This window comes from Polynucleobacter hirudinilacicola, from assembly GCF_002192535.1.
Classification (GTDB): domain Bacteria; phylum Pseudomonadota; class Gammaproteobacteria; order Burkholderiales; family Burkholderiaceae; genus Polynucleobacter; species Polynucleobacter hirudinilacicola.
Window position 1 is genome coordinate 45750 of the sequence record NZ_NAIA01000001.1, and the last position, 17306, is coordinate 63055.

General features: G+C 45.6%; 17 protein-coding genes and 2 pseudogenes. 13 read left to right on the top strand and 6 right to left on the bottom strand.

The genetic code is table 11. The features are described 5' to 3' along the window. Position 1: 1 nt before the first annotated feature. Positions 2 to 913, bottom strand: coding sequence for a squalene/phytoene synthase family protein (locus B6A14_RS00230; protein ID WP_236635577.1), 912 nt, complete (start codon positions 911 to 913; stop codon positions 2 to 4). Positions 914 to 1099: 186 nt separating this feature from the next. Here B6A14_RS00230 and B6A14_RS00235 point away from each other — a divergent pair, with 186 nt between their 5' ends. Together B6A14_RS00235 and B6A14_RS00240 are read left to right on the top strand one after the other, a co-directional pair. Next, on the top strand, positions 1100 to 2515 hold the full coding sequence (locus B6A14_RS00235) for a sodium:solute symporter family protein (RefSeq protein ID WP_087908877.1): 1416 nt from the start codon (positions 1100 to 1102) through the stop codon (positions 2513 to 2515). Positions 2516 to 2608: 93 nt separating this feature from the next. Continuing rightward, positions 2609 to 3628, top strand: coding sequence for a 2-dehydropantoate 2-reductase (locus B6A14_RS00240; protein WP_087908488.1), 1020 nt, complete (start codon positions 2609 to 2611; stop codon positions 3626 to 3628). An 84-nt stretch (positions 3629 to 3712) separates the two neighbouring features. Here the strand turns inward: B6A14_RS00240 and B6A14_RS00245 are convergent, their stop codons facing one another. Then, entirely contained in the window at positions 3713 to 4480 is a 768-nt protein-coding gene (locus tag B6A14_RS00245; RefSeq protein WP_087908489.1) for a fumarylacetoacetate hydrolase family protein, read from the bottom strand. Positions 4481 to 4535: 55 nt separating this feature from the next. Between B6A14_RS00245 and B6A14_RS00250 the strand changes: the two genes are divergently transcribed. Continuing rightward, positions 4536 to 5471 (top strand): glycine reductase, encoded by a 936-nt coding sequence (locus B6A14_RS00250; protein ID WP_087908490.1) that lies wholly within the window; start codon positions 4536 to 4538, stop codon positions 5469 to 5471. Between the two features lie 3 nt (positions 5472 to 5474). Here B6A14_RS00250 and B6A14_RS00255 read toward each other — a convergent pair whose 3' ends face one another. Beyond that, positions 5475 to 6479: a polyprenyl synthetase family protein gene (locus B6A14_RS00255; protein ID WP_087908491.1), complete on the bottom strand. Its 1005-nt coding sequence runs from the start codon at positions 6477 to 6479 to the stop codon at positions 5475 to 5477. A 75-nt stretch (positions 6480 to 6554) separates the two neighbouring features. Here B6A14_RS00255 and rplU point away from each other — a divergent pair, with 75 nt between their 5' ends. The 4 genes and pseudogenes from rplU to proB form a co-directional block, all read left to right on the top strand. After that, a complete protein-coding gene (rplU, locus tag B6A14_RS00260) occupies positions 6555 to 6866 on the top strand; it encodes a 50S ribosomal protein L21 (protein WP_011902040.1) in 312 nt (103 codons plus the stop codon). 19 nt (positions 6867 to 6885) lie between these two features. Next, the gene (gene rpmA, locus B6A14_RS00265) at positions 6886 to 7146 is read left to right on the top strand and encodes a 50S ribosomal protein L27 (protein WP_087908492.1); all 261 of its coding nucleotides are present in this window, start codon (positions 6886 to 6888) and stop codon (positions 7144 to 7146) included. 87 nt (positions 7147 to 7233) lie between these two features. Then, positions 7234 to 8322: an Obg family GTPase CgtA gene (obgE, locus tag B6A14_RS00270; RefSeq protein WP_087908493.1), complete on the top strand. Its 1089-nt coding sequence runs from the start codon at positions 7234 to 7236 to the stop codon at positions 8320 to 8322. 27 nt (positions 8323 to 8349) lie between these two features. Further along, positions 8350 to 9129, top strand: a pseudogene (gene proB / locus B6A14_RS00275) (glutamate 5-kinase); the annotation flags it as partial. 15 nt (positions 9130 to 9144) lie between these two features. Here the strand turns inward: proB and B6A14_RS00280 are convergent. Further along, entirely contained in the window at positions 9145 to 9696 is a 552-nt protein-coding gene (locus B6A14_RS00280; protein ID WP_087908495.1) for a CNP1-like family protein, read from the bottom strand. Then, positions 9693 to 10292: an RNA pyrophosphohydrolase gene (locus B6A14_RS00285; RefSeq protein ID WP_087908496.1), complete on the bottom strand. Its 600-nt coding sequence runs from the start codon at positions 10290 to 10292 to the stop codon at positions 9693 to 9695. The genes B6A14_RS00280 and B6A14_RS00285 overlap by 4 nt, the downstream gene beginning before the upstream one ends. A 48-nt stretch (positions 10293 to 10340) precedes the next feature. Here B6A14_RS00285 and B6A14_RS00290 point away from each other — a divergent pair, with 48 nt between their 5' ends. Continuing rightward, positions 10341 to 12083 carry a proline--tRNA ligase gene (locus B6A14_RS00290; RefSeq protein ID WP_087908497.1) on the top strand — a complete coding sequence of 581 codons (1743 nt, stop codon included), beginning with the start codon at positions 10341 to 10343 and terminating at the stop codon, positions 12081 to 12083. A 2-nt stretch (positions 12084 to 12085) separates the two neighbouring features. On the opposite strand, the gene ffh is transcribed toward B6A14_RS00290, so the two are convergent. Continuing rightward, a complete protein-coding gene (ffh, locus tag B6A14_RS00295; protein ID WP_087908498.1) occupies positions 12086 to 13468 on the bottom strand; it encodes a signal recognition particle protein in 1383 nt (460 codons plus the stop codon). A 20-nt stretch (positions 13469 to 13488) separates the two neighbouring features. On the opposite strand from ffh, the gene B6A14_RS00300 reads away from it, so the two are divergent. The 5 genes and pseudogenes from B6A14_RS00300 to B6A14_RS10425 all read left to right on the top strand — a co-directional run bounded on the left by B6A14_RS00300 (position 13489) and on the right by B6A14_RS10425 (position 17273). Then, entirely contained in the window at positions 13489 to 14337 is an 849-nt protein-coding gene (locus tag B6A14_RS00300) for a cytochrome C assembly family protein (RefSeq protein ID WP_087908499.1), read from the top strand. A 3-nt stretch (positions 14338 to 14340) separates the two neighbouring features. Continuing rightward, positions 14341 to 15159 carry a 1,6-anhydro-N-acetylmuramyl-L-alanine amidase AmpD gene (gene ampD, locus B6A14_RS00305; RefSeq protein ID WP_269088030.1) on the top strand — a complete coding sequence of 273 codons (819 nt, stop codon included), beginning with the start codon at positions 14341 to 14343 and terminating at the stop codon, positions 15157 to 15159. Positions 15160 to 15575: 416 nt separating this feature from the next. Continuing rightward, a pseudogene (locus B6A14_RS00310) lies at positions 15576 to 16706 on the top strand (efflux RND transporter permease subunit); the annotation flags it as partial. Continuing rightward, positions 16703 to 17026, top strand: coding sequence for a P-II family nitrogen regulator (locus B6A14_RS00315; protein WP_087908500.1), 324 nt, complete (start codon positions 16703 to 16705; stop codon positions 17024 to 17026). The pseudogene B6A14_RS00310 and the gene B6A14_RS00315, both read left to right, overlap by 4 nt. A gap of 115 nt (positions 17027 to 17141) precedes the next feature. Continuing rightward, positions 17142 to 17273 (top strand): hypothetical protein, encoded by a 132-nt coding sequence (locus B6A14_RS10425; RefSeq protein ID WP_269088031.1) that lies wholly within the window; start codon positions 17142 to 17144, stop codon positions 17271 to 17273. Positions 17274 to 17306 lie beyond the last annotated feature (33 nt).

Here is a 17306-nt window from a genome sequence, read left to right on the forward strand (position 1 = left end):
CTCAAATTGCTTTAATGGATTTAGAAAATTGATTAAAGAAAATCTGCATGAGCGCATCACTGTTTACTGCAAATTTTGTGAAGGTATAAAACGTCATGACTGTTTTTCTAGAGAGCTTTACTTCTTCCTTTTCGCTAAATTCTTTTTGTTTGGCAATCTTTGCGAGCGTCATTACTGCTAAGCCAAAAGCCAGGAAACAAAAGCGCCGTATTCCAAGCTCCTCTTTTGGAATGAGAAGTATGTAGTTGAGTGAGTCCTGGAGCTTTTCATAAGCAATTGCTAAAAGTTGCTCCTGATTCATGCCGACTGGCTTCCAAGATACCCCGCGGGCACGATCTTCAGGTGAGTCTTTCAGGATGTTGGTCATTTGTAGGGCTTGACCAAAAGCTATGGCGAGATCTTCATGGCCCTGAATGCGCTTAGCAAATTCAGCGGAGTGGTTACTGAAGACGGTAGTGAGAAGCTCCCCTACAACGCCTGCAACCACATAACAGTATTTCTCAAATTCCTGCAAATTCTGTAGACCTGCTTGAGTCTGCTTTCCGTGAAAGTAAGACATCCCCTCTGACATGATGGAGACGCAGCGACTCACTGCCGCTCGATCATCCTCGGAGCAAGTGTGCAAAATTCTCAAGACGGTAGGAGTGTGTGCGATGAGATCTAATTCATCTTGATTACCATAATGATTCAGAGCTTCAAGACAAGGCTCTACAAAAAACTCAACGGGTACCTTTTGAAGCACCGCATCTAAAAACAGTTGAGAGAGTTTTTGTTTGGTTTGTGGATTTAATTCTGCAGCATCCTCAATAGTGTCAACAATTCGGCACAGTAAATAGGTATTACCTACCACTTTTTCAATGATGGAGGGTAATAGAGGGATTGTCAGAGCAAAGGTGCGGGAGACTGAGCTCAAGATAGCTTTTTGATAAGCCAGGTCAGTGCTGGGGTTCTCGCTTGGGCTCATTTGAAATGAATTCACCCTTGAATTATGTCAGAGTGCGCTAGTGTTATCTGGCACCCCAAGTTGATACAAATTCCCTTACTGGTAAAAGTGACAAGGTCATATAATTTCACCAAATTCTTCAGGGGGAAATTGGGCGTGCTTATTTGGTTCGTCATCATCTACTGGGTAGTATCTGTGGGTATTGGCCTGTGGGCTGCTCTGCGCGTAAAAAATACAGCTGACTTTGCTGCGGCTGGTCATAGCCTCCCGTTGCCAATCGTTACAGCTACTGTATTTGCTACCTGGTTTGGTTCTGAAACAGTTTTGGGTATTCCGGCTACTTTTCTGAAAGAAGGTTTGGGCGGAGTGGTGTCTGATCCATTCGGATCCTCTTTATGTTTAATTTTGGTTGGCCTATTTTTTGCGCGCCATCTTTATAACCGCCGCATGTTAACGATTGGTGACTTCTTTCGTGAAAAATATGGCCGTACGGTTGAAGTCTTGGTAACCCTTTGCATTGTGGTTTCGTATTTGGGTTGGGTTGCTGCGCAGATTAAGGCCCTAGGTTTAGTTTTCAATGTGGTGTCAGAAGGCAGCATTTCTCAAACAGGTGGAATGTTGATTGGTGCCGGTAGCGTCTTGATTTATACCCTTTTTGGAGGTATGTGGTCTGTGGCGATTACGGACTTTATTCAGATGATCATTATTGTGATCGGCATGCTGTATATCGGCGGCGAAATGACCACGCAAACCGGTGGAATTGGCGTAGTGCTTGAGCATGCAGCCGCCGCCGGGCAATTTAGCAATTTTTGGCCAGACATGAATCTTGCCTCCATCTTGGGATTTGTTGCTGCTCTCTGCACCATGATGCTGGGTTCAATCCCTCAGCAGGATGTCTTCCAGCGCATCACCTCTTCGAAGAATGTCAACATTGCTGTCCAAGCAGCGATCTTAGGTGGAGTGCTGTACTTTATTTTCGCTTTCGTGCCAATGTATTTGGCTTACTCAGCAACATTAATTAGTCCAGACTTGGTCAAGAAGTATCTTGATACTGACCCGCAAATGATTTTGCCTAAACTCATCTTGAACCATGCACCGATCATTGCGCAGGTAATGTTCTTTGGCGCCTTACTTTCAGCTATTAAGAGTTGTGCAAGCGCTACCTTGCTTGCGCCTTCAGTTACTTTTGCGGAAAACATTGTGAGGGGATTTTTTAAGCATCTCTCAGATCAAGACTTACTCAAAATTATGCGCATCACAGTATTGTGTTTTGCGGTAGTTGTTACTTTCTTTGCGATCAATTCTGAGCTCTCTATTTTTAAGATGGTCGAGAGTGCTTATAAGGTGACCTTAGTTGCCGCATTTGTACCTTTAGCGTTTGGGGTTTACTGGTCAAGGGCCAATTCTTTAGGTGGCTTACTATCAGTGGTCTGCGGCCTTACTATTTGGATTAGTTGTGAAATTCTGGCTCCAAAGGCTATTTTGCCGCCCCAATTAGCGGGCTTATTTGCAAGCATTGCCGGCATGATTTTGGGCAGTCTGGTATCAAAAGACCTATTAAAAGCAGTTTAGGCAACCATATTGTTGCACCGCAACAAGTTTTCATCTAAAGTTCTCATCTAATATTGCACTAATACAAATATTTTTTATTCTGATGGGGTTCCTATGAAAATCTGTGTAATCGGAGGGGGCGGTGCTATTGGCGGCTACCTAGCTGTCATGCTGGCGCGAGCGGGCAATGACGTAACCGTTGTTGCGCGTGGCGCAACTTTGGCTGCAATTAAAGAGCGTGGATTGGCATTAATCATGGATGACCAACCTGAGCCACTAGTAGCCGAAGTCAAAGCAGTTGAAAAAATTACTGATGCTGAAACTCCAGATGTCGTGATCCTGGCAGTCAAGGCGCATCAAGTTGAGCCAATCATCGATGACTTGGCTGCCATCATGGGTCCAGAAACTATTTTGATCCCTATGCAAAATGGTATTCCTTGGTGGTATTTCCAAAAACTCGGTGGCGAGTATCAAGACCACTCAGTTGAGACAGTTGATGCTGGCGGCGTTGCGAAAAAAACAATTAACCCAAACAATATTATTGGCTGCGTTGTTTACCCCGCAACTTTTACTCAAGCTCCTGGTGTGATACGTCACGTAGAAGGCAATCGCTTCCCGTTGGGTGAGTTGGATGGTAAGTCTACTGAGCGTATTCAGAAGATGTCTGAGATGATGAGTGCAGCCAGCTTTAAATCACCAATCCTTGACGATATTCGCTCTGAGATTTGGCTCAAGCTTTGGGGCAATATGACTTTTAACCCGATTAGCTCTTTGACCCATGGAACTTTGGAAGGCATTTGCCAATACCCATTAACCAAGGAGTTAGCGCGCAATATGATGGCAGAAGCCCAAACTATTGCTGAAAAGCTTGGCGTTACTTTCCGGGTTGATATTGAGCGTCGTATTGCAGGCGCTGAAAAAGTCGGTAAACACAAGACGTCGATGTTGCAAGACTTAGAGGCTGGCCGTAGTTTAGAGATCGATGCACTCTTAGGTTCTGTGATAGAGCTTGGCAAAATTACCCAAACACCTACACCTTGCTTAAATACAGTCTTTGCTTTGACAAAGTATTTGGATGAGAACGTGCAAGCTTCCAAAGGTAGCTTGGCGCTACCATCTGTTTCGGGTTACTAAAACCACCGGCAATACTAAAGTTTTTAGTATTAAAAAACCCTTGCTATGTTGAGTAGCAAGGGTTTTTGTTTTGGAGCGGTAGATTTATTCGAAGCGATTATCTAATCGACCAACACCATCAATAATGATGCTGACGTTGCTGCCGGGCTTCATGGAGCCAACGCCTACTGAAGTGCCGCAGGCAATAATGTCGCCCGGCTCTAAGGGAATGTCTTGTGAGATCAAGCTAACTAATTTTGCTGGTGCAAAAATCATATCTGCTATTGGATAGTTTTGACGCTCTTGATCATTGAGAATGGTTTTGATGGTCAGTTTACTTGGGTCTATATCGGTAGTGATATATGGACCAAAGACACCGAAAGTATTAAAGCTCTTAGAGCGAGTCCACTGTGCATAACCAGGATCTCGATTAAGAATCTCAATGGCGGTCACATCGTTAATGCAGGTATAGCCAAAGATTGCTTTTGCTGCTTGGGCTTCGTCACCCTCATGAATAGGTTTGCCAATGACGATTCCTAGTTCGCCTTCATAAACTACTTTGCCAGAGTAGGACTTAGGTGTGCGAATAATTTGATTGGCAGCCAAGAAGGAGTTGTTTCCCTTGAGAAAGTACAAAGGTTCAGCGGGCACCGCATGCTCTAATTTAGTAACTAGCGCATGGAAGTTATCAACCATTGCTACCATTTTGGATGGGGTGCATGGGATATCAATCGTGACATCTGCCAATTTGAGCGTTTCCCCAGTAGGTTTTGGATCTTGAAATAAGTCTCCCGAGTACACAGTGATTTGCTCGCCTTGTACCTGTCCTAAACCACTTTTCCCTTGATGCTGAAATCTAAGCCATTGAGCCATAATGAGTTCCTGTGAAGTAAATATTTAATAAACAATATCTTACAGGGATGTATTGATGTCCAAAACCGCCGAACTCGTTTTTGCGCCAGAATCGGACCAGCCTGTTCGCTATATCGAGCGTACTCGCAGTTATTACCTAGGTTTGGGTTATGAAAATCCCTATGTTTGGGCTCATTACATTGAGACCCCGTTTAATCCACTGCAAAAGCCGCTGCATCAATCGGTATTGGGGTTGATTACTACGGCAGTTCCTTTTGATGCCAGCAAGGGGCCGCAGGGGCCTGGTGCCTCCTACAACGCCGCTGCTAAGTTTTATCAGCCTTATCAAAAACCAACGAATACCGATTTTGATTTAAGAATTGCTCACGTGGGTATAGATCGTACAAATGCCAATATGGAAGATAGCAATTGTTGGTTTCCATTGGGAGCGGCCAAACAAGCGGTGCAGTCCAGAAGAGTGAAGGCTTTATCACCCAATTTTTATGGCTTACCAACCAATCGCAGTCAGCGCCATACTTTAGAAGTAGATGCACCACTCATTTTAAAAATTCTGCAAGCTGACAAAGTCGATGTTGCAGTCTTAATTCCGAATTGCCCCATATGTCATCAGAGCCAAAGTTTGTTAGCACGGTATTTGGAGGTAAATGGTATTTCTACTGTTGTGATGGGCGCTGCAAAGGACATTGTTGAATATTGTGGCGTACCGAGATTTCTATTTAGTGATTTTCCGCTTGGCAATGCAGCAGCAAAGCCTGGTGATCCTGACTCGCGAGCGCTTAACTTTGAATTAGCGTTAAGTCTTTTAGAGGGCGCTCCTACGGCGCGAACGACAGTGCAATCTCCCTTGATTTGGTCTACTGATCCGAGTTGGAAATTGGATTACTCAAATCTAGAAAAATTATCCTCAGAGGAGATTTTGCGCTTAAGGGAAGAGGCAGAGAAGGTGCGCATTACCGCACGCGAGCTAAGAATGAAAAGCGTTGGGAGTTAATTATTAAGTCTGGCGTGCGAGGGAGTATTCGCATAAGGCACGCAATGCTGCTGTTGCCTCATTAACTGGGAAGTCTGTAATGCATGCTAAAGCCAAGTCTGCTTCACGTTTAGCGACAGCTTGGGTGTAATCTAGAGCACCGGATGCTTGTACTGCATTTAAAATTTGTGCAAATATATCTTCTGGTAGATCTTGATTTTGTTCAATAGCGGCGCGCACTAAAAGACGCTCTTCATTACTGCCATTTTCTAGTAAGTAAATCAGGGGTAGCGTTGGCTTACCTTCACGCAAATCATCACCAGCATTTTTACCCATCTGCGCAGCATTAGCCGTGTAATCCAAAAGATCATCCATCAGTTGGAATGCAGTACCAATATGTCGACCAAACGCAGCTGCCTGCTCTCGCTGAATATCTGTTGCGTTCGCTAGGATTGAACCTAACTCAGTAGAGGCTTCAAATAATTTTGCGGTTTTGTAGCGAATGACTTGCAAGTAGCTTGCCTCGTCTACTTCAGGGTCATTCATATTCAGGAGCTGAAGAACTTCACCTTCGGCGATCGTATTGGTGGCATCCGACAGGATTTGCATTACTCGCAAGTCATTTGGGCCAATCATCATTTGGAAGGCTCGGGAATAGAGGAAGTCGCCCACCAAAACGCTGGCTGCATTGCCAAAAGCAGCATTTGCGGTTTCTCGCCCCCTCCTGAGGGTCGATTCATCCACAACATCGTCATGAAGGAGGGTAGCAGTATGGATAAATTCCACTACGGCAGCCATTTCGAGGGTGTGAGGAGTTTCTTTAGCATTAGCCAGGGCTTTAGCTACCAGCATCAATAGCGCTGGTCGAACCCGTTTTCCGCCCGCTTGGATGATGTATGAGGAAATTTGGTCAATTAAGGCCACTTTTGAGGCTAAACGCTGACGAATTACTCCATCTAAGGCCTTGAAATCTAAGGCAATTGGGGCCAGGATCTGGCTTAAGTCGTTGATTTTGACAGTGCTCGTCATGCAAGATATAATAATGGGCTTAGCTTATCCAGGGTGGATTAGCTTAAATGTAGATATTAATTGAGGTTTCAAACCATGTACGCGGTCATAAAAACCGGTGGCAAACAGTATAAAGTTGCTGCAGGCGAAAAATTGAAAATAGAACAGATACCAGCGGAAATCGGCAGCGAAATCACTCTTGACCAAGTCCTCGCCGTTGGCGAAGGCGCTTCACTGAAATTAGGTGATCCATTGGTTAATGGTGCAGCTGTGATGGCCACTGTCGTCTCCCAGGGACGTCACGATAAAGTGACAATCTTTAAGATGCGCCGTCGCAAGCATTATCAAAAGCACCAAGGCCATCGTCAGAATTTCACTGAAATTTTGATCAACACGATTAAAGCCTAATTCAGGGTAGGAGAAAGATATGGCACAGAAAAAAGGCGGCGGCTCAACACGAAATGGTCGCGACTCAGAATCGAAACGCTTAGGCGTGAAGGTATTTGGCGGCGAGCAGATTAATGCTGGCAGCATCATCATTCGTCAACGTGGCACACGTGTTCATCCAGGTGCTAACGTTGGTATTGGTAAAGATCACACTTTGTTTGCCTTAATTGACGGACAAGTGGAATTCGGCGTTAAGGGTGCTTTGAAGAAGGCCCAAGTTTCAGTCTTGCCTCGTTCATAAGGCGCCTGACTGAGACTCGTTTGATTCAGATTTATTCCGAATTTAACTCTTAGGAACAGGCCTCGCTAAGCGAGGCCTTTTTTATTCATGAAATTTATAGACGAAGCGCGCATTGAAGTCATAGCCGGCCAGGGTGGCGCCGGGAGCGCTTCTATGCGCCGTGAAAAGTTCATTGAATTTGGCGGGCCTGATGGCGGTGATGGCGGTAAGGGTGGAAGCGTATGGGCTGTAGCTGATCGCAACATCAATACTCTGATTGATTACCGCTATGCCAAAACGCATACCGCAAAAAATGGTGAACCTGGCCGTGGCGCTGATTGTTATGGCCGCGCAGGTGACGATATTGAATTACGTATGCCAGTTGGAACCATCATTGCGGATTACGAAACTGGTGAGCCGATTGCTGATTTAACAACGCATGGTGAGCGCCTTTGCCTTGCCCAAGGCGGCGTTGGTGGTTGGGGCAATATTCACTTTAAGAGCAGCACCAATAGGGCGCCACGTCAGAAGACCAATGGCAAGCCAGGTGAGCGTCGTAAATTGAAACTGGAACTAAAGGTGTTGGCTGATGTTGGCTTACTTGGCATGCCGAATGCTGGCAAATCTACTTTGATTACGGCTGTTTCTAACGCACGTCCAAAAATTGCTGACTACCCATTTACCACTTTACATCCTAATTTGGGTGTGGTTCGCGTGGGAAATGAGCGTAGCTTTGTGATTGCGGATATTCCAGGATTAATTGAGGGTGCCGCTGAAGGTGCTGGCTTAGGCCACCGCTTCTTGCGTCACTTGCAGCGCACAGGCGTTCTTTTGCATTTGGTTGATCTTGCACCTTTTGATGAAAACGTAGACCCAGTAGCCGATGCAAATGCGATTGTGAACGAGTTGCGCAAGTACGACGAAGCTCTGGTCGAGAAGCCGCGCTGGCTGGTATTGAACAAAGTGGATATGATTCCTGAAGAGGATCGCAAGAAAGTAGTTGCAGATTTTGTGAAAAAGTTTAAGTGGAAGGGTCCCATGTTTGAGATCTCCGCTCTCACTGGACTTGGCTGCGATAAGCTTTGTTATGCCTTGCAGGACTATCTAGACTCTGTTCGACGTGATCGTGATGAGCAAGATGAGCGCGCCCAAGATCCTCGTTACAAAGATCAGCTAGAAGATAAAAAACCCGATTAAAGTATTCATTCAAATTTCATAGTTGTTATGAACACCAAACAAACTAAACGCATCGTTGTCAAAGTAGGCTCTAGTCTTGTCACCAATAATGGTGAGGGTCTAGACCATGCTGCAATTGGGATGTGGGCTGAGCAAATGGCAGCATTATTAAAGTCTGGCCATGAGTTATTGATGGTGAGCTCAGGAGCAATTGCCGAAGGTATGCAGCGTTTAGGTTGGGCTAAGCGCCCACAAGAAATTCATCAACTTCAAGCTGCAGCTGCAGTTGGTCAAATGGGTCTAGTGCAGGTTTATGAGAGTTGTTTTGCACGCTTTAATTTACGCAGTGCCCAGATTTTATTAACCAACGCTGATTTGGCAAACCCAGAGCGTAACGCAAATGCTAAGGCCACCTTAGAGACTTTGCTAAAGCTGGGCGTTGTTCCAATCATTAATGAAAATGACACCGTGGTCACGGATGAAATTAAGTTTGGCGATAACGATAGCCTAGCTGCTCTGGTGACGAACTTGGTTCATGCAGATCTTTTAGTGATTTTGACTGATCAGGGTGGTTTATTTACTGCTGATCCTCGCCAAAACGCCGACGCAACTCTGCTCAGTGATGCTATTGCGGGAGATCCCGCTTTAGAGAGAATGGCTGGTGGTGCAGCCAGCGAATTGAGTAAAGGCGGCATGTTGACAAAAGTATTGGCTGCAAAGATTGCTGTCCAAACAGGAGCTTCTACTGTGATTGCCTCTGGTCGCGAACCTAATGTGCTCACCCGTCTCTTGAGAGGCGAGAAAATTGGTACCTCTTTGAGGGCCAAGCTCAACTAAGCGTCATCAGAACGCAGGAGCTGGGGGATCACCAGTAAAAGATCTGGGATTTAGGCTCTGTAGTACGGTCTTAAGACTCGTTTCCTGAGAATTTAAATTGCAAAATGCGCCCTGTGCCAATGCTGCTTGATAACGATTTGGGATATTGGATTTGATAGCAGTCCATGTGCCTAGAGGATTTTCGTTCCACTTGTTGTTATCAAGTGTCCCATACAGGCGCCACTGGAAAGAATCGCAGCGAATACCTTCATATTGAACCTGCATTCCGCCGCTGGGATTGGTAATGACAACTGTATAGCGTGTAACACCATCTTTTCCGATCGCAATAGAGTTCGTATCCACTGCAAACTTGAAGATCGTGGTTTGAGTGACATAAAAGGGCAGCAGAGTGGATTTATTGGGTGGATTTGAAGGGAGGGTAGTTGTCCCCTCCTTAAATACCATTGGAGCAAAAGGATCGAGGCCGCTTTGCAAAGGATCGCCTGCACAAGCCATTAAGCTGGCTCCAATTGAAATGCTAATCGCGTAGGCACTGATTTTGCGGTACTTAGCATTCATTTTTCTTTATCCGATTTAGTAGATGGTTTGTGTTGATCATCATGGCCAGCATAAAAAGACTGTATAAGATCGAGTGGGGTGCCCCAAGCGAGCTGCTGCATTCTGATTCCTCGGGAAAGGTAACGAGCCAGCTCAGAAAGCGCTAATTCATAAACCTCTCGCTTGAAATCAATCACTGTATCCAGTTGGATCCAGAAAGGTACCCAGCGCCAAGCATCAAATTCGGGGTGGTCTGAGGCCCGCAGTTGAATATCGCTATCTAAGCCAACTAGGCGCAGAAGGAACCAAATTTGTTTTTGGCCACGATAGGCAGTACGGTGAACGCGAGTGGCGTGTTGACGGCGCAAGTATTCCTCAGGGACGTCATAGCGAAGCCAGTCCCTAGTTCGTCCAATAATTTGGACATGCTCCGGCAGCAAGCCAACTTCCTCATGCAATTCGCGGTACATGGCCTGCTCAGGGCTTTCACCATGCTGAATCCCACCCTGTGGGAACTGCCACGAATGCTGCCCAACGCGTTTTCCCCAGAAAACCTCGTTACGGCCATTAAGGAGGACAATGCCGACATTGGGGCGATACCCTTCACGGTCAAGCATGATCGTGCCTCAAATCCTTTAAAATCAATGATTTGATTATATCCATACATGAAAGCATCACAATCATTTCTCGCCACGCTAAAAGAAGCGCCTTCTGACGCTGAGGTGGTTTCGCACAAACTGATGGTGCGGGCAGGTTTAATTCGCAAGCTTAGTGCTGGCGTTTATAACTATTTGCCGCTCGGCTTAAAAGTGATTCGCAAAGTCGAAAACATCATTCGCGAAGAAATGAATCGTGCCGGTGCAATTGAATTACTGATGCCGATGATTCAGCCTGCTGAACTATGGCAAGAGACTGGCCGCTGGGAAAAAATGGGCCCTGAATTACTGCGTATTAAAGATCGTCACGACAGGGATTTTTTGATTCAGCCAACTTCTGAAGAAGTGATTACTGATTTAGCTCGCAATGAAATTAAGAGCTACAAACAACTGCCGGTGAATTTTTATCAGATTCAAACTAAATTCCGTGATGAGCGCCGCCCGCGTTTTGGAATTATGCGTGGTCGTGAGTTCAGCATGAAAGATGCTTACTCATTTGATCGCGATACTGAAGGCTTAAAGAAGTCTTATCAAATGATGTTTGATGCTTATACGCGTATCTTCAAGCGTATGGGTCTCAAGTTCCGTGCGGTCACTGCCGATAACGGTGCCATTGGTGGATCGGGTAGTCAAGAATTCCATGTGATTGCGGAAACTGGCGAAGATGCCATTGTGTACTGCCCAAATTCTGATTACGCAGCAAATCTAGAGGCAGCAGAATCCCTTGCATTGATAGCAATAAGGGCTTCAGCAAGCGCCATAATGACTAAGGTTCCGACGCCTGATAAGAGTACTTGCGCTGATGTCGCTCAGTTTCTCAATCTCCCGTTAGAAAAAACGGTAAAGACTTTATTGTTTGCTGCTGACCAAGAAAAAGGGCCAGCTAAACTCTTCATGTTGTTAGTTCGTGGTGATCATGATTTGAATGAAGTGAAGGCCAGCAAGATTCCAGGTATGGCCGAATCTCGCTTTGCTACAGAGGCTGAGATTAAGCAAGCATGTAACGCTCCAGCAGGATATTTAGGTCCTGTAGGCGTAAGCGCCGATGTGACTGTCGTGGCAGATCGTACGGTTGCCAATATGGCTGACTTTGTATGCGGTGCTAATGATGCTGGTTACCACTTAACAGGTGTGAACTGGGGTCGTGACTTACCAGAGCCACTCACTTTGGATATTCGTAATGCAGTGATTGGCGATCCTTCCCCGGATGGCAAAGGTGTTGTAGATATTTGCCGCGGTATTGAAGTGGGTCACGTCTTCCAATTGGGCACGCGTTATTCAGAAGCAATGGGCTGCACCTACCTTGATCAACAAGGTAAAGCGCAAGCCATGGTGATGGGTTGCTACGGGATTGGTGTGACTCGTTTGTTGGGCGCCGCTATTGAACAAGGTCATGATGAGCGCGGCATTATTTGGCCCATCTCGATGGCGCCATTTGAAGTAGTCATTTGCCCAATGGGTTACGACAAATCTGAGGCAGTGAAGGCTGCCTGTGATCAATTGCATGATGACTTACTTGCTGCTGGCATTGATGTGATCTTAGACGATCGCAACGAGCGTCCAGGTGCCATGTTTGCTGACTGGGAGCTGATTGGTGCACCATTCCGCGTGGTGATTGGCGACCGCGGTTTAGCTAATGCTGAAGTGGAGTTTAAGGGCCGCACTGATGCGGAATCACAAAACATCCCGCTAGCAGAGATCAAAGCAAAAGTGATTTCTGCTGTGGAAGCAGCTAAGAACTCAATTCAATAAGTTTATTTTTTAAAGAGTCCGCCAATACCTTTGGCGGCCCCTTTAGCAGCCATGCTTGCCATGGTGCGCGCCATTTTCCCACCCTTGAATTGCTTCATCATGGTTTGCATTTGTTCAAACTGAGCCAAGAGCCGATTGACTTCTTGAACTTCTACACCAGCACCGGCAGCAATGCGCCGTTTGCGACTGGCTTTGAGTAGCTCAGGCTTGCTTCGTTCACGTGGCGTCATGCTATCAATAATCCCGCGCATGCGCGTAGTTTGTTTATCTGCATTACTCAGATTTGTTTTAGTGGCTGCCTGAGCAACTTGGCTTGGCAATTTATCCATCAAGCTCGCCATGCCACCCATCTTTTGCATTTGCATGAGTTGATCACGAAAGTCTTCTAAATCAAATCCACCTTTAGAAATCTTTGTCGCCAATTTTTCAGCTTTAGCAACATCAACGTGTTGTTGGGCTTGTTCAACCAGCGCCAGAATATCGCCCATGCCCAAAATGCGATTGGCCATACGTTGCGCATCAAAGGACTCAAGGCCATCCATCTTTTCGGCGACACCAATAAACTTGAGAGGTACACCAGTGACTTGACGGACAGAAAGGGCTGCACCACCACGTGAATCGCCATCTAGCTTAGTGAGAATGACGCCCGTGAGTGGCAATGCTTCATGGAAGGCTTTTGCGGTATTGACGGCATCTTGACCGAGCATGGCATCAACTACAAACAAGGTTTCGATTGGATTCAAACTTGTATGCAACGTTTGAATTTCTTGCATGAGCGCTTCATCGATACCTAATCGACCTGCGGTGTCGACTAACACCACATCAAAATAATGACGGCGCGCCCAATCTAAAGCTGCAAGAGCAATATCGTTTGGTTTTTGATTAACATTGCTTGGAAAAAATTCTGCACCGACTTGCTTAGTTACAGTTTCTAGTTGTTCGATAGCAGCGGGGCGATAGACGTCACAAGAAACAGTCAGAACTTTTTTCTTTTTCTTTTCTTGTAACCATTTAGCTAATTTGCCAACGGAGGTGGTTTTACCTGCACCCTGCAAACCCGCCATTAAAACTACTGCTGGTGGTTGGGTGGCTAAATTGAGCTCACCACTTTGATTGGTATCGCCCATCATGATTTGAGCGAGTTCGCGCTGCACTACGCCAACCAGGGCTTGGCCTGGGCTCAGACTACCAACCACTTCCTCACCAAGGGCTTTAAATTTAATTTGCTCTAGTAAAGATTTCACGACTGGCAGGGCAACGTCAGCCTCCAGTAAGGCTAGGCGGATCTCCCGCAGCATTTCTGCAGTATTGGCTTCGGTTAGGCGGGCTTGTCCCCGCATTGTTTTAACAACGCGTGAAAGACGGTCGGTGAGGTTCTCTAGCATTTATCGATTAGACTTTCCAGATGGATATTTTAGGTTACTCAAGTTCGGGATGGCTCCCATCTGCGCTTTACTTGTTTCTTTTGCTCATTTTGGGCTTGAGGGCCAAGGGCAGCGTGGATTCCCCCTTGTTTGCAGGGCTTGTTCAGGCAGGTATTTTCCTGGCTTTACTGGTTCATGGCATTGAGCTTCATGACTCAGTCTTCACTGACCAGGGGTTTGTCTTTGGCTTTGCCCAGGATTTATCGCTGATTGCCTGGGTTGGACTTGCGTTTTACTGGTTTCAGTCCTGGTTCTTGCCTATCTCTAGTTTGCGTTGGATGGCTTTGCTATTTGCCTGCGCATGTACTTTGTTGCCTAATTTATTCCCGGGAACTTTAATTTCGCCTAAAGCAGTCTCCGATCCTTGGTTTAAAGGACACTTCATTGTGGCAACAATTGCTGTTGGCTTACTCAGTTTGGCTGCTATGCATGCCTTGTTGATGAGCGTTCAAGATCGCGCCTTACATCGCCAATTTGCTTTTGTTCCAAACAGTCGTGCCGCCCATTGGTTAGAAGAGCTTCCTCCACTCATGACAATGGAGAGCTTGTTATTCAACTTACTGTATGTTGGCTTTGCGCTTTTAACACTGACGGTATTTTCTGGTTTGTTATTTTCCCAGGCATTATTTGGCAAACCTTTTATCTTTGACCACAAAACTATTTTTGCGCTGATTTCTTGGTTCTTGTTTGTTAGTTTGCTGATTGCTCGTTGGAGGGTTGGCTTACGAGGTAGAGCCGCAATTCGCTGGGTCTTGAGCGCTTACACTGCTTTACTGCTCGCATATGTTGGCAGCCGTTTTGTGTTGGAAGTAATTCTTCAGAGAGCATGACCTTTGCTTAAGTGGCTTTTACTATTGGCAGGTGCGGGTCTTTTGTATTTTTGGCTAAAGGGAAAAAAGCAAGCCAAATTTAATCGGGAGCAATCAGCCAGCCCCAAGGCCAATAAGGCTCAGACCCTGACAGAGCCGGAAGCAATGGTGCAATGTCAGTGTTGCAAAGTCCACCTACCAAAACCGGATGCGATCGTTTATGACGATCGGTTCTATTGCTCAAAAGAGCATCTCAATATATTGGATCAGCAGGGTTGGATTGGCGCTGCAGATTGGCGCGCATCACCCAATAAAGATGTACGACCAGAAAACATCAATCCTGATTTATTAGTCATTCATCACATTAGTTTGCCGCCGGGTGAATTTAGAAATCTCGCATCGAGTCAACACATCATCAATTTTTTCCAAAATACATTAGATGCAGCTGCACATCCTTATTTTGCAGAGATTAAAGATCAGAAAGTTTCAAGCCACTTTCTGATTACCCGTGCAGGAGATTTAATTCAGTTTGTTTCTACTCGAGATAGAGCCTGGCATGCAGGCGCTTCCTCCTTTATGGGCAGAGAGAGGTGTAATGATTTTTCTATTGGCGTTGAATTGGAGGGCGACGGCGACACCCCATTTGAGGATGTTCAATACAAAGCGTTAACAAAACTTGTTCAGAAATTGCAACAGACTTATCCCAATTTGCAATTTGCGGGACATAGCGATATCGCCCCAGAGCGTAAAACAGATCCTGGAAAATATTTTGATTGGGAAAGGTTCCAAAAAGAGACAGCCATTTCGCCAGAAAAAATACCTTACGGATTGATTTCTCGTTAGTTGAATCTTTGTATGTGAGCATACGCTCACTTTTTTAGCCTTTAGTTAAAAAGGACTAAAAATTCCGCACCAAAATCACCCCTAAATTACTGGAAAACTTAGTAAAAATACTAATAAGTAATTGCCAGAAAAAGCTTACCAAATACTAAATATTTCCCTATACTTAGTGCCTAATGCGCTTCGAGACACTAGATGTAGTGTTTGAATACAGCAATACCCCATTGTTTTTTAACGATATTTTATCCAAATAACTATATATAAGCAGGAGCAACATGACATACGCTAATCCTCAGACAGCAGGCCAGCCAAGTGGTGCCAATAACCCAGGAATGAGTCCTGTTGGAGGGATTAATCAAGCTCCTTCTGCTGGTTTTGTGGCCGGTGGCGTTGGTGGTGGCCAAGCAACTCAGTTNTCTGAGTTGGNAATTTCTCAGCCGATTGCTGCGCGTGTAGATGAGATGGTTTCTGGTGTGCGCTCACAAGTTGCGGTGAAGATTTTTGGCGAGGATCTAGCCGTTTTGCAAAAGCTGGGCTCACAGATTGGTCAAATCTTAACCAAGATGAAGGGTAGCAATGACTTGCGCATAGAGCAAGCTTCTGGTCAGAACTACCTCAATATCAAAATTGATCGCGATGCCATTGCGCGCTATGGCATTAATGTTTCTGATGTTAACGAAGTGATTGAAACGGCTATTGGCGGCAAGCAAGCCAGTATTGTTTACGAAGGGGAGAGACGCTTTCCTTTGGTACTCCGCTATCCTAGCCCTTATAGAAATAATATTGATGCAATTGAGAATATTATTTTGCATTCACCCAATGGCGCTCAGGTGTTGATGCGAGATTTAGCTGAGATCTCGCTAGTTGAGGGGCCTGCCCAAATTTCTCGTGAGTCTGGTAGACGTCGTTTGGTTGTCGGTGTCAACGTAGAGGGTCGCGACTTAGGTGGATTTGTTGAAGAGGCCCAAAGTCTGATTGCTAAAAACGTAGAGCTACCTCAAGGCTATACCCTGCAATGGGGCGGTCAGTTTGAAAATATGCAAAGAGCGATGGCACGCCTCATGATTATTATTCCGCTAACTATTCTGGCAATTTTTTTCCTACTCTTTATGCTCTTCAAATCGCTCAGATTGGCTGGCTTAATTATTTTGGTACTGCCATTTGCTTCTATTGGCGGCGTCTTTGGATTATTCCTGACGGGCGAGTACCTCTCCGTGCCAGCAGCAGTAGGGTTTATCAATCTCTGGGGTATAGCGGTTCTCAATGGAGTAGTGCTGATTTCCTTTATTAAGCAACTGCGCGAGGATGGCTACAGTATGGAAGATGCTTTGTTACATGGCTGCGGGCATCGCTTTCGGCCTGTCATGATGACGGCTTCAGTTGCGATGTTGGCCTTAGTGCCGATGTTGTTCTCAGGTGGGCCAGGGTCCGAGGTTACTCGCCCTCTTGCTGCAGTGGTTATTGCTGGCTTGGTGACCTCAACAGCCTTAACATTATTAGTACTACCCGTCTTATATAGATGGTTTGAAGAAAAAGAGGTGGAAGCATGATGGAAGTCAAGGCGGTGATTCGCCCAAATAAGTTAGCTGCTCTTAGAACGGCCTTATTAGAAACCCCTGGATTTCCAGGAATGACGGTTACTAAGGTTGAGGGCTGCAGCGCACCTTCTAAAACTAGCAAAGCCAATATCAAAGATGAGTTAACAGATTACTCGGCAAAGGTTCGCCTTGAAATTGTGTGTAACGATGAAATTGCAGAAGTCCTAATGGATAGGATAGTGGCAGTCTGTCAGACCGGGCAAATGGGGGATGGCGTTGTGTGGTGCACTCCAGTCCCTAAAGCCTTCTTCATTGCTAAATCATCTAGTTAAATCAGCAGAAATCTGCTTTTAATCCATGTGTACACAAATTAAGCCCAATTCAGGGCTATGCACTTTAATTGGTATGCATTAATATATTTGTAACAACGATCACCTGGAGGTAGATATGGACCAAAAACGTATGATTGAAGTACGAGATAAATCAAAAAATATTTACCTGATAGGTATCGCGGTATTTACAGGTATTTTTTCAACGATTGCAGTTTGCGCTTGGTTTCTATCAAGCCTCAATTTCTAATATCCCCGATTCATTTGTATCAAGCCCATCAGG